Genomic DNA, 11,845 nt, shown 5'->3' with positions numbered 1-11,845 from the left:
GTGAACAATGAACATATCGGTGACAAAAGCGGCAAAAGAATGGGGTGTATCAAGAACCACTATCTATCAGAAAGTCAATGATGGTGAGCTTTCTAGAACGGCAGACAAGAAAATAGACGTTTCGGAAATGTTGCGAGTGTTCGGTGAGCCAATTTCTAAAAAACGTACTGAACGTTCAGTGAACACTGTCCAAAGTACACCTCTGAACAATCAAAGTGTTCAGTACAATACGGACATTGAACTTTGAACCCCCTCAAATAAATTTAGCCATACAACTACAACAGCGTGTTGTGTTTATTAATGTGGAACAATGCTATACAATGTGAAACGTTTTGTACTAAGGAGAAGGTTTCCTGACGACAGAGTTCAGCAATGGAGTTAAGTCATGACAAATTTAGATATTGAAACGTCCTTAGGCCCGATAGAAATCAGAGAAAGCCTTAAAGTTTGGGTTAAGAAGATGTTTGGTTTGGACAAGGACGATATTCTGATAAATGAGCTTGGTTTTTATAACAAGTGTATGTCTTCAACGGTTGATAAGTCTTTCCGTGCTGATCTAGCTTTAGCTAATGGACGGTTAGTAGGTTTCGAGATAAAATCCGAAAAAGATAGTTTAAAGCGTTGGGAGTCGCAAAAAGTAGCATATACGAACGTGTTTGATGAAGTTTGGTTATGTACTCATGTTAAGCACATGAATAATGCCTTAGAGAGTACACCAAAACATATTGGACTTATATTATGTGATAATTTTAGTTCTATGACAGTGTATAGAAAAGCAGTGAGGTGTCATGGAATGAATAATATTTATGATTTAGCAGGTCTACTATGGCGAGCAGAAATTGATGAGTTGGCCAAGTTACATCGAATTGAAATAAAATCACGTACAACTAAAAGAGAAGCACGTGAAATTCTTGCTGAACAATTGGAATTGGTTGATGTAAGACGCTTTGTCTTAAATAAGCTAAAAGTTAGGAAGAGTTAGAAGTCTTCGTCGTCTATATCATTATCAATATTACTTGAAGCCACATTTAGAAAATCCATGTTGTGAGCATTAATAATAGCACTGATGTGTTGATTGATCTTTAATTTGTTCCAAAAAGCTTGGTTCCCAGCCTTATCTCTATTTCCACTAGATATGTCTGCAATTATTTGATTGGCATAACAAAAGCTATCGCCATGATAACCAGCATGCGACTGAATATTTTTCGCTATGTCCCTAAACTTCTCATACTCGCCACCTGCTCCATAACGCAATGTATACCATTCTAAAGAGTTGTTTAAAAGGTAGGTTGCATAGGGTACAGGATGTACCGCAAAATCGAAATTATAAACCTCAATTGAAGGATCGGTGGCTGAGTAATCACCATATATCGCTTTGACCCCTAATTCTTCTAGTTGGTTGATGTGTTGATACTGCCAATAAGGATCTAAACAAGGCACTGTTAAGGTAGTGCCAGAAGCTGGCCTAGTAGCAGGGTAGGAGGTACTCGAAAATACTACTAGGTCAAAAGTATATTCTTCGATAAACGATAATACTTCGCTTAACCTATGTTGCGGAACATCCTCCAAATTTTCAATTTTCCCTAAATCAATGATGATAGTGACTTTGTTGATTTCATCATCACTGAAAGCAGATAAGATAGTATTAATAAGTTGAAAACTTTCTTGAAAATCATCAGGCTTCATGTTTAGTTTTATAGCTATTTTCTCGAAGCTATTTATAAGCTTGCGTGATAACTGCATAACATCTCTAAGGTGCTGTCTAGACTCTTCGTTTATGACTGGGATAATCTGATATGATCTTTTACTATCAAAAAAATTGAATTGATTCTCAAAGTGGTTGTTATGGTCATTCAACTTTCGACTAAGCGGGTCACTTAAATCAGCATCATATTTTGATACTTCAAGCATGATAGGTCTATCTTCACCCCATTTACTCAAAAATCTATCTAAGCAATCTTCTTTGTCTCTTATTATTACCCTAGGTATTATTAAGTCTTTAACAGTATCTTCTAGCTTTTCGATAGCGCCTAGGTTGTAGAGGCTCATTCTGACAGCTGGGACATAAGCATAATTGTGTAAATTCATAGCATCTCCTTTTATTTATAGTTTTGTTTTTACCATGGCGAAGCCAATAAAAAATGACCAGACATTGGTTTATTCTAGTTGGTGCTTTAAAAGTATATTACAAGTATAACTGAGAGGTATTTGCTGATTTATACAAACAAAATTATTTAATTAAAAGTAATGCCTTAATGAGGTAATCTGTTAATCGGCCTTATTGCCATTTAAGTAAAGTGACATTGGAGAGAGTTAATGCAGACAGGCATTTCAAATGAAGAACTAAAAATTATTAGCCTATTTAAGGAGAAAGTTTTTGGTAGATCACCTAATACTGATGATTTTAATCAGCGTCATGATGGGAAAGTGGGACATTGGCTAGAAAGGCAGATGGGTATAGCTGCAAACGCTAATAACGAGCCCGATTTGTATGGCTACGAGATGAAAAACTCTACTGGAAGCAAAACGACTTTTGGAGACTGGAGTGCCAGCTATTATATTTTCTCAAATAAAGAAAGTAATATAGATCGTACACGGTTCATGGAAATATTTGGTAAGCCTAACGAAAAGAAGGAAGGGCGTTTCTCGAGCCTTTCCCAAACTTTGTGTAACTGCTTATACCCTGTTAGCAAATAGCAGTTACACACAATACGGTATACCTAAAATACACCAATTTGAATTATTGAAGTCTGCTACCACTAATAGTTATTTGTCGTATTGTCTAATTGATATATTTCAGGTTAGTTTTTATATAATAGGTTTCTTAGGCTAAAGTGAGCTGATGGGTATAATAAATAAGAAGCACTGCTGTTAATTTTATTCATAGTTCTGTTTAAAGGTGGCGGATAGCTCGAGAGCAGCTTCTCGCATCATAGGGATATACTCTAAAAGCTCATCTAAACTTTTTCTTACAGTTGGCCCATGGGTAAACACTGTAGCAAACGTCTTGTTTTCATCATTGGGAATAAGTACAGCACAAGCAACCATGCCAGGAATAAACTCTTCGTTATCTATCCCTATTCTAGTGTCCCGCGTCTTAGCAATCGTTTTCATCAATTGCTTTTTATCTGTTTGCGTATTAGTAGTTAATGCATGTATCGATATTTTATTAATGATACGCTCGCATTTTGCATTGGATAGTTGTGATAAGAATAACTTACCACTTGCACTTGCCCAAATCGGTACATGAGTTCCTACTGGCAGATATATTTGAAGCGGCCAATCAGACAAGACGCGATCTATATAAACTACATCTAGATCTTTCATAATCGCAATACCTACGGTTTCTCCTATTTGTGCTGACAGCTGCTGTAATATTGCAAGTCTTTCAATTTTAAAATGATTATTCTGTAATAGATCCATAGCTAACTTATATGTTCTTTTCCCAGCGGTTACTTTCCCAGGCAGGTCTAATTGTACGAACCCAATATTTTGTAGCTGATCTAATAATCTGTACATACTAGGTATAGGTACATCCAATGTGTCTGCTAAGTCGCTAACGCTCATTGGTCTTTGCGACCTCGCTAGGATTTCCACAATCTGCAAAACTCGCTCAACACTTGAACCCTTCTTTTTAGTGTTACTCATACCTTTGTAACTCCTTCGTCATATGACTTCTGATGTCTCTAATCATTATAAAGATAATATTTGATGATTTAAGGCTTGTTATTATAAAAATATTCTGTTATTTTCACATAACGATATAAATTTTATCGTTATGTGAAAATAATAAAATGGATTTTATGTATATATAGCACAGGGAGTGCATATGATAAGTTTATTGCCCATTTTGCTGTCGTTAGGGTTATTAATGTATTTGGCCTACCGTGGTCATAGCGTGATTTTGTTAGCGCCTTTGCTAGCAATGCTTGCTGTGCTTTTAAGTGGTGAGGCTAATACGATGCTAGGCGTCTATACGCAAGTATTTATGAAAGGTCTGGGTGGATACATCATCAGCTTCTTCCCGCTTTTTCTACTAGGCGCTATATTTGGTAAGTTGATGGATGATTCAGGTTCCGCACTTAGCATCTCAGAGTCACTCGTCACTAAACTCGGTAAGAAACAAGCCGTTTTATCAATTGTAATGGCTTGTGCTATTTTGACTTACGGTGGAGTATCGTTATTTGTAGTAGGCTTTGCCGTATATCCCATTGCTGCCGCTTTATTCCGTGAATTAAATATCCCTAAAAGACTTATTCCTGGCGCAATCGCCTTAGGTGCTTTGACCTTCACGATGACCGCTTTACCAGGGACACCGGCAATTCAAAATGCCATTCCTATGCCATTTTTCAAAACAGATTCTTTTGCTGCCCCTGGTCTTGGTGCTATTGGTGGCTTGATCATGTTAGTAGGCGGAATGATTTGGCTTAATTATCGTACTAAAACAGCTCTAAATGCAGGAGAGGGTTATGGTCAACATCATAATGATAAGTTAGCTGTAGTCGATCGTAGCTCTAAACCTTCATTACTGGTGGCGTTACTACCAATCATATTAGTCATATTGATTAACTTCATTTGCACGAAATGGCTATTACCCAGTATGGACAATAGTTATCTAGCAAGTGAAGAGTTTGGTGCTGTCCCACTAACCAAGGTGCTAGGGATCTGGGCTATTGTTATAGCTTTAGTAGTGTCTTGTGGAGCGATGATTCTGCTTAATTGGAAGCGTTGGAAAAACCTAAAAGAATCGCTCAGTGAGGGTGCACTTGGTTCATTACTTCCTATTTTTAATACAGCCTCTGAAGTTGGTTATGGGTCGGTTATCGCTACTTTAACCGGATTCATAATTGTTAAAGAATTCTTATTAGGTTTGTCTCCAGGAAATCCTCTAATTTCAGAAGCTGTTTTCGTCAACGTTATGGCAGGTATTACTGGCTCAGCGTCTGGTGGACTAAGTATCGCTCTCAATACCATGGGAGATAACTATCTTCAGTTAGCTTCTCAATTTGGTATCAATCCTGAGTTAATGCATCGTGTAGCTTCTATAGCATCAGGTGGTTTAGATGCTCTTCCTCATAACGGTGCAGTTATAACTCTACTCGTAATTTGTCAGCTCACTCACAGAGAATCTTATAAAGATATTTTTGTGGTAGCTGTTGCAGTACCTGTGCTTGCACTCATAGCAGTAATCACCTTAGGCACATTGATAGGTTCGTTTTAGCACAGTATTAAACACATAGTGATCAACACAAGGATAGTTAAATATGTCACATAGTATTCTTCTCCCAAGAATCATGGAGGTAGGCCGCGATGCATGTCAAAAGCTACCGACTATATTAGACAGTTTGGGTATAAAAAAGCCTCTCATCATTACGGATGAGATGATGGTTAAACTGGGTTATGTGGACAAACTACGAGCCATTTTGAAAGAGGTTGAAATTACGGCTGATGTGTTTTCAGATACTATGCCTGAACCCACTGAAAGCTCTATTGAATCAGGGGTGCAGCAGGTACGGAATCAAGAATATGATGGTTTGATTGCTTTAGGTGGTGGTAGTCCTATAGATAGCGCAAAAGCCATTTCAATTTTAGGGAAGTTTGGTGGTGTCATTAATGACTATAAATTTCCTCGTCAAGTAAATGAAGCAGGTTTACCTATTATTGCGATACCTACTACGGCAGGTACAGGGTCAGAGGTGACCAAGTTTACTATTATTACGGATGAAACAAATAACGAGAAGCTGTTGTGCGTTGGTATGGGGTTCATGCCAGTAGCAGCGATTATTGACTATAGTCTGACTATGAGTGTGCCGCCTAGAACCACTGCTGATACTGGTATTGATGCGATGACTCACGCTATAGAGGCTTATGTTAGTCAAAAACGTAATGCTTATAGTGATCAACAGGCTCTAGCTGCATTACGTTTGATTGGGCCTAATCTACAAAAAGCCTATCATAATGGCAAAGACGAGGCTGCTCGTGAAGCCATGATGTTAGGTTCTACGTTAGCTGGTATTGCGTTCTGTAACTCATCCGTGGCTTTGGTTCATGGAATGAGCAGACCGATTGGCGCCTTTTTTCATGTACCACATGGTTTATCAAATGCAATGCTATTGCCAACTATTACTGAATTTGGCATATCAGCCACTCCTGAACGATATGCAGAGTGTGCGCGTGCATTAGGAGTAGCGAGCTTTAATGATAATGATGATCAGGCGAATATGAATTTAATTAGTTATCTGAAAAATCTCAATATCGAGCTCAAGGTTCCTACATTGGAACAGTTTGGAATTCAAAAAACTGATTTTGATGCGCTAATAAACACCATGTGTGAACAAGCATTCTCTTCAGGTTCGCCTAACAACAACCCTCGGATACCCAGTTTAAAAGAAATGGTTCAACTTTATACATTGTTATGGGCAGAAAGTAGCTCAGATGATTTTTCGACAAGCTAATAAAATAAATTTTACTTTTAATCCACGTATAAACTAAATGCTATAAAAGGAATATATTATGCAAACTATCGGACATTTTATTAATGGTCAGGCAATTAATGAAGAAAGTCAAACACAACCAATTTACAACCCTTCTACTGGTGAAGTAAGTAAACAGGTTGCTTTGGGTGGTGAAAAAACTATCGCCGAAGCAGTAGCCGCTGCTGAAGCTGCCTTCCCCTCATGGAGTAGAACCCCACCGGTAAAACGTGCAAGAATCATGTTCAAATTTAAAGAGTTGTTAGAGAAAAATGCTGATGAGATCTGTAGATTAATTGGTGAAGAGCATGGAAAAATTGTGCATGATGCTGCCGGTGAATTACAGCGTGGTATTGAAAATGTCGAATATGCTTGTGGAGCGCCTGAGCTATTAAAGGGTGAGCATAGTCGTAATGTTGCTACCAATATAGACTCTTGGAGTGAGTTTCACCCATTAGGAGTAGTGGCTGGTATCACTCCCTTCAACTTCCCTGTGATGGTGCCATTATGGATGTTCCCTATGGCCATCGTTTGCGGTAATACCTTTGTATTAAAACCGTCTGAGCGTGATCCAAGTTCCACTCTTTTCATCGCACAACTTTTAAAAGAAGCAGGACTGCCAGATGGTGTCATCAATGTAGTGAATGGAGGTAAAGAAGCCGTCGATGCTATTTTACATCATCCAGACGTCAAAGCAGTTAGCTTTGTCGGCTCCACTCCTATTGCTGAATATATCTATACGACAGCCGCTGCACAAGGCAAACGTTGTCAAGCGCTCGGCGGCGCAAAAAACCATGCCATCGTAATGCCAGATGCGGACTTAGACAACGTGGTCACTTCCTTGTTAGGCGCTGCTTTTGGCTCATCAGGTGAGCGTTGTATGGCTCTTTCTGTCGCCGTTGCAGTCGGTGATGAGATTGCTGACAAGATGGTTGCAGCACTACAGCCTGCTATTCAAGAGCTTAAGTTTGGTGTACATTCAGACAAGAATAACGACTTTGGTCCTGTCATTACAGAGGCCCACAAATCTAAGATTTTAGGCTATATCAAAAGTGCTGCTGAGCAAGGTGCAGAGCTGGTCATCGATGGCTCGAATGCCTCGCCAGAAGGCTACGAGCAAGGATTCTTTGTGGGCCCTACTTTGATTGATCATGTCACCAAACAGATGCACAGCTATGAGGCCGAGATTTTTGGTCCTGTTTTACAGGTAATAAGGGTTCAAACCATGGCAGAGGCAATACAGCTCATAAACGATCATGAATATGGTAACGGTACTTGTATTTATACTCGCGACGGTGAAGCTGCGCGTCATTTTGTCGATAACATTGAAGTAGGCATGGTCGGTGTAAATATTCCACTACCTGTACCCGTAGCTTCTCAAAGCTTTGGTGGCTGGAAGCGCTCACTGTTTGGTGATCTTGCCATGTATGGACCAGATGGTGTAAGATTTTTCACTAAACGCAAAACAATCACACAACGCTGGCCTAGCGCAGTGTTACGAGAAGAAAAGCAGTTCTCAATGCCGACTTGAAGCTCGTCTATTAATCTCAGTTGAAATCTTATTAACACAAGTTTGAATAAAAACTGAGCTTAATAACTGTCCGTTTGCAGACAACATTAGATTGGCACCCACTGAACCTAGTTCGTATTCTATTGTTCCCCCACGAATATGTAGTGGAACAATAGACATTCGTGATTTGGTAACCATCCTAACCATAAGACACTTATTAAATAGAATTAATCTGCGTGGTTTAGTTTCTGTATTAGAATCGCTGTTATGATTATTTTGCACACATTTTATGGAGATGAAAAATAACTGTTTCGCCGCTTAAGGTAAATATTCTTTTCATTGTTATACATTTTTTACTCCAAGAAAGCCGTCTTTCTTGAAGTAAAAATAACAAAAACTCAGCTGCTATTAGCAGCTGGGTTTTTTTAAGTCCTCATACCCTCATAATCGGTAACTAACTCAATAAACGCCGCCTCAAGCACACCAATCGCCTCATCATCAACGACTAATCCTTCATCTATCTGACGCTGCACCCATACATGAAGGGCCTCATCATTATAGAAAATCGGATTCACGTCCAATATTTTGGCCAGCTGTGAGCCTTGCTGTATTTGTAAGTCTTCAATAAGTTGCTTGGTCAAAACCTTCACATTGTGATCAAACCAAGATGACGTTGTTGGTTGCTGCGCTGACGTATACATAATAACCTCCTGTAGGTTAATTAGATTTTTTAATTAACTAAATGTTCTGCTACAGGTAAAATTATACACGCATTTTGACTCATTGCAAGATAAAATAACCTACTGTAGGTTATTTTATGTGTTTAGAGACTAGATGTCTGAATCGTCAGTAAGTTCATATAGATCGCCTACCTCAATTTTAAAATAGCGGCATAGCTTTTCAATCACTTCTAAATCTACTCGAGTGGCTTCTTCATGATACATACGCGTGATTGTGCCTCTGTTGATAGAAGTTTCTCTTGCAACATCTGCAATTTTAAGGCGCTTTTCACCCATTATCGTTGATAAATGACACTTAACCATTACCCTCTCCTATTTCAAATATAGTGCTATTAGCATACAAATTATTCGCTAAACACGCATAGCGCTATTAAGCAGTGCATTTTACTACGTGTCATATCGGTTTAATAGTAAGACCTATCCAATACTAATAAGCTCAATGCTTTCAGTTGTGCTTACTAGCCCTTTGCGATAATATACTTATATGAGTACTTACTCATTTGAGTGTATAAATATATAATCATCATAAGGCCTTTACCATGAAAGTAATCGCAGTATTGAACCAAAAAGGCGGCAGCGGCAAGACCACGATAGCCACGCATTTGGCACGTGGGCTACAACTTCAGGGTCATAGTGTGCTACTCGTTGATAGTGATCAGCAAGGCAGTGCTCGCGATTGGAGAGCCGTTGATGAAGACAATCCTGTTCCTGTTATCGGCCTTGATAGGCCAACGCTTGATAAGGATTTAAAAAATGTTTCTGATAAAGAGTTCGTCGTAATTGATGGCTCACCGCAAGCGACCAATCTGGCACTATCTGCCATAAAAGCCGCTGACTTTGTGTTGATACCCGTACAGCCAAGCCCCTATGATGTGTGGGCGACCAATGATTTGGTTGATTTGGTGCAGCAGCGCATCGAGATGACCGATGGTAAGCTCAAAGCCGCCTTTGTGGTCTCTCGCGCGATCCAAAACACTAACATCGGCAAAGAAGTTGCCGCAGTGCTACAAGATTATAATCTGCCCGTTCTTGATGCCAGAATCGTGCAGCGCGTCAGCTATCCAAATAGCGCTTCAGTGGGTAAAACGGTATTTGAGACAGAATCTGCTAAGAGCAATGCCGTGACTGAGATCACGCAACTGGTTAACGAGGTTAAAACGTTTTTTGATGAGGAAGTAGAGTTATGAAAGCTGGCCGCCCAAGTAAAGATAAAAAAGACGCGCTTGAGTTGTCTGACGTCACTGATAAGCCTAAAAAGAGCGCACGAGTCAATTTCAATCTTGATGAAGATACCTACTTTGAGCTTAAACAATACGTCCTTGATAATCGCACAACCGTCACCAAACTGCTCACTGAGATGATTGAATCACGGTTGAGTGAGCGTTGATAACAGATCTATATTGTTGATTTATAATATTTATTATTAGGTATATATACACCTATACACCTATACACCTATACACCTATACACCTATACACCTATACACCTATACACCTATACACCTATACACCTAACGATGTTAATTTAGGATAATCATGAGTCAATCACAACAGCTTCAACAGCTAAAAAAGCAGCTTTGGAATATTGCTAACGACCTACGCGGCAAGATGGGTGCAGATGAGTTTCGGGACTACATACTAGGATTTATTTTTTATAAATACTTATCGGATAAGTTCATCCGCTTTGCCAATAATATTTTGGCTGAAGAAGGGGATGGTTTTGACAATTTTGCAAATTTTGACATTAGCAATCCTGATCATCTTGACTATATTGAGGAAGTCAAAGAAAACGCTATTGATGAGATCGGCTACGCGCTTGCGCCTAATCAGTTATTTCACCAACTGGCCAAACGCGGCAAACAAGACCAAGCGTTCATTCTCGATGATTTGGCTGACACGCTAAAAGCCATCGAGCAGGGCACATTAGGCACAGACTCAGAAGAGGATTTTGCCAATCTATTTGAAGACATTGATCTCAACTCAACCAAGCTTGGTAATAGCCCTGATGATCGTAATGAGCTGATCGTAAAGGTGCTAAGCCATTTAGATGCCATTGATTTTGATCTCAGTAACACCGAAAGCGACGTGCTAGGCGATGCTTATGAGTATCTGATCGGTGAGTTTGCTAGTGGTGCGGGCAAAAAAGCGGGAGAGTTTTATACCCCGCAAATGGTATCCACGTTACTTGCCAAAATCGTTACCAGCGGTAAGGACACCATAAGCTCAGTCTATGACCCAACGTGTGGCTCAGGCTCTTTGCTACTGCGCGTCAAGCGTGAGGCGGATGACGTAGATAGAATCTACGGTCAAGAGATGAACCGCACCACCTATAACTTGGCACGTATGAACATGATTTTGCATGGCGTGAACTTTACCAAGTTTGATATCAAGCAAGAAGACACGCTCAAGCGTCCGCAGCACGTCGGAATGCGCTTTGATGCCATTGTGGCCAATCCGCCATTTTCAGCGCATTGGTCAGCTGATCCTTTGCTGCTTCAAGACGAGCGCTTCTCAGACTATGGCAAACTTGCGCCCAAATCCAAAGCCGATATGGCGTTTATCCAGCACATGCTGCATCACTTAGACGATGACGGCACAATGGCAGTGGTATTGCCGCATGGCGTCCTGTTTCGCGGTTCAAGTGAGAGCGATATTCGTGAATACATCATCAAAAACCTTAACGCCTTAGACGCAGTGATTGGACTCCCTGCCAATATTTTCTATGGCACCAGCATCCCGACCTCTGTTTTAGTCTTTAAAAAGAACCGCAAACACGATCAAGATGTCTTCTTTATTGATGCCAGTGAGTGTTTTGATAAGCAAAAAAATCAAAATATGCTGCTGCCCGAGCATATCGACACCATCATCAAAACCTATCAAGCGCGTGAAAATGTCGATAAATTCGCCCATGTCGCCTCTTTAAAGGATATTAGCGATAACGACTATAATCTCAACATTCCGCGCTACGTGGACACGTTTGAGGCTGAGCCTGAAGTGGATCTAGTAACCGTTGCCAAGGCGCTGCAAGATTTAGAAAAAAAGAGCCAAGCAACAGACGCCACCATCAACGGCTTTTGTAAAGAGCTGGGTATTGATTCGCCTTTTAAAGCGGCGCTGTAGAG

General features: G+C 40.0%; 13 protein-coding genes. 9 read left to right on the top strand and 4 right to left on the bottom strand.

The genetic code is table 11. The features are described 5' to 3' along the window. Nucleotides 1–7: 7 nt before the first annotated feature. Nucleotides 8–247 (top strand): helix-turn-helix domain-containing protein, encoded by a 240-nt coding sequence (locus ACTXGO_RS00350; RefSeq protein WP_298973861.1) that lies wholly within the window; start codon nt 8–10, stop codon nt 245–247. A gap of 138 nt (nt 248–385) precedes the next feature. After that, nucleotides 386–982, top strand: a complete 597-nt coding sequence (locus ACTXGO_RS00345) for a sce7726 family protein (RefSeq protein ID WP_298973863.1) — start codon at nt 386–388, stop codon at nt 980–982. On the opposite strand, the gene ACTXGO_RS00340 is transcribed toward ACTXGO_RS00345, so the two are convergent. Continuing rightward, nucleotides 979–2,088: a beta family protein gene (locus ACTXGO_RS00340; protein ID WP_298973865.1), complete on the bottom strand. Its 1,110-nt coding sequence runs from the start codon at nt 2,086–2,088 to the stop codon at nt 979–981. The genes ACTXGO_RS00345 and ACTXGO_RS00340 overlap by 4 nt on opposite strands. Nucleotides 2,089–2,316: 228 nt before the next feature. Between ACTXGO_RS00340 and ACTXGO_RS00335 the strand changes: the two genes are divergently transcribed. Then, nucleotides 2,317–2,697: an LlaMI family restriction endonuclease gene (locus ACTXGO_RS00335; RefSeq protein WP_298973867.1), complete on the top strand. Its 381-nt coding sequence runs from the start codon at nt 2,317–2,319 to the stop codon at nt 2,695–2,697. A 180-nt stretch (nt 2,698–2,877) separates the two neighbouring features. Here ACTXGO_RS00335 and ACTXGO_RS00330 read toward each other — a convergent pair whose 3' ends face one another. Next, nucleotides 2,878–3,648: an IclR family transcriptional regulator gene (locus ACTXGO_RS00330; RefSeq protein ID WP_075102633.1), complete on the bottom strand. Its 771-nt coding sequence runs from the start codon at nt 3,646–3,648 to the stop codon at nt 2,878–2,880. 181 nt (nt 3,649–3,829) lie between these two features. Here ACTXGO_RS00330 and ACTXGO_RS00325 point away from each other — a divergent pair, with 181 nt between their 5' ends. From ACTXGO_RS00325 to ACTXGO_RS00315, 3 genes are read left to right on the top strand one after another with little or no spacing between them, the layout of a single operon-like run. Then, complete coding sequence (locus ACTXGO_RS00325) at nt 3,830–5,221, top strand: GntP family permease (RefSeq protein WP_075102632.1); 1,392 nt, start codon at nt 3,830–3,832, stop codon at nt 5,219–5,221. Nucleotides 5,222–5,264: 43 nt separating this feature from the next. Then, nucleotides 5,265–6,455 carry an iron-containing alcohol dehydrogenase gene (locus ACTXGO_RS00320; RefSeq protein ID WP_298973885.1) on the top strand — a complete coding sequence of 397 codons (1,191 nt, stop codon included), beginning with the start codon at nt 5,265–5,267 and terminating at the stop codon, nt 6,453–6,455. Between the two features lie 58 nt (nt 6,456–6,513). Then, nucleotides 6,514–8,004: a CoA-acylating methylmalonate-semialdehyde dehydrogenase gene (locus ACTXGO_RS00315; protein ID WP_075102630.1), complete on the top strand. Its 1,491-nt coding sequence runs from the start codon at nt 6,514–6,516 to the stop codon at nt 8,002–8,004. Nucleotides 8,005–8,408: 404 nt separating this feature from the next. Here ACTXGO_RS00315 and ACTXGO_RS00310 read toward each other — a convergent pair whose 3' ends face one another. Next, the gene (locus tag ACTXGO_RS00310) at nt 8,409–8,684 is read right to left on the bottom strand and encodes a hypothetical protein (protein ID WP_443573115.1); all 276 of its coding nucleotides are present in this window, start codon (nt 8,682–8,684) and stop codon (nt 8,409–8,411) included. 129 nt (nt 8,685–8,813) lie between these two features. After that, on the bottom strand, nt 8,814–9,026 hold the full coding sequence (locus ACTXGO_RS00305; RefSeq protein ID WP_201530165.1) for a helix-turn-helix domain-containing protein: 213 nt from the start codon (nt 9,024–9,026) through the stop codon (nt 8,814–8,816). Nucleotides 9,027–9,262: 236 nt separating this feature from the next. Between ACTXGO_RS00305 and parA the strand changes: the two genes are divergently transcribed. From parA to ACTXGO_RS00290, 3 genes are all read left to right on the top strand, one after another. Beyond that, nucleotides 9,263–9,910 (top strand): ParA family partition ATPase, encoded by a 648-nt coding sequence (parA, locus tag ACTXGO_RS00300; RefSeq protein WP_298973890.1) that lies wholly within the window; start codon nt 9,263–9,265, stop codon nt 9,908–9,910. Continuing rightward, nucleotides 9,907–10,110, top strand: a complete 204-nt coding sequence (locus tag ACTXGO_RS00295) for a hypothetical protein (RefSeq protein WP_298973891.1) — start codon at nt 9,907–9,909, stop codon at nt 10,108–10,110. Before parA ends, ACTXGO_RS00295 begins: the two co-directional genes overlap by 4 nt. A 149-nt stretch (nt 10,111–10,259) precedes the next feature. Beyond that, complete coding sequence (locus ACTXGO_RS00290) at nt 10,260–11,843, top strand: type I restriction-modification system subunit M (protein WP_298973892.1); 1,584 nt, start codon at nt 10,260–10,262, stop codon at nt 11,841–11,843. Nucleotides 11,844–11,845 lie beyond the last annotated feature (2 nt).

The organism is Psychrobacter sp. T6-1 (assembly GCF_052258445.1).
Note: the sequence above shows the minus strand (reverse complement) of the source record. Positions and strands in the feature narration are given on the sequence as shown.

Excerpts from the sequence above, each read along its gene's own strand:
- ACTXGO_RS00350 (WP_298973861.1), top strand. The coding sequence starts at position 8 with ATGAACATATCGGTGACAAAAGCGGCAAAAGAATGGGGTGTATCAAGA.
- ACTXGO_RS00330 (WP_075102633.1), bottom strand. The coding sequence starts at position 3,648 with ATGAGTAACACTAAAAAGAAGGGTTCAAGTGTTGAGCGAGTTTTGCAG.
- ACTXGO_RS00325 (WP_075102632.1), top strand. The coding sequence starts at position 3,830 with ATGATAAGTTTATTGCCCATTTTGCTGTCGTTAGGGTTATTAATGTAT.
- ACTXGO_RS00295 (WP_298973891.1), top strand. The coding sequence starts at position 9,907 with ATGAAAGCTGGCCGCCCAAGTAAAGATAAAAAAGACGCGCTTGAGTTG.
- ACTXGO_RS00345 (WP_298973863.1), top strand. The coding sequence starts at position 386 with ATGACAAATTTAGATATTGAAACGTCCTTAGGCCCGATAGAAATCAGA.
- ACTXGO_RS00305 (WP_201530165.1), bottom strand. The coding sequence starts at position 9,026 with ATGGTTAAGTGTCATTTATCAACGATAATGGGTGAAAAGCGCCTTAAA.
- ACTXGO_RS00340 (WP_298973865.1), bottom strand. The coding sequence starts at position 2,088 with ATGAATTTACACAATTATGCTTATGTCCCAGCTGTCAGAATGAGCCTC.
- ACTXGO_RS00320 (WP_298973885.1), top strand. The coding sequence starts at position 5,265 with ATGTCACATAGTATTCTTCTCCCAAGAATCATGGAGGTAGGCCGCGAT.
- parA (WP_298973890.1), top strand. The coding sequence starts at position 9,263 with ATGAAAGTAATCGCAGTATTGAACCAAAAAGGCGGCAGCGGCAAGACC.
- ACTXGO_RS00335 (WP_298973867.1), top strand. The coding sequence starts at position 2,317 with ATGCAGACAGGCATTTCAAATGAAGAACTAAAAATTATTAGCCTATTT.
- ACTXGO_RS00315 (WP_075102630.1), top strand. The coding sequence starts at position 6,514 with ATGCAAACTATCGGACATTTTATTAATGGTCAGGCAATTAATGAAGAA.
- ACTXGO_RS00290 (WP_298973892.1), top strand. The coding sequence starts at position 10,260 with ATGAGTCAATCACAACAGCTTCAACAGCTAAAAAAGCAGCTTTGGAAT.
- ACTXGO_RS00310 (WP_443573115.1), bottom strand. The coding sequence starts at position 8,684 with ATGTATACGTCAGCGCAGCAACCAACAACGTCATCTTGGTTTGATCAC.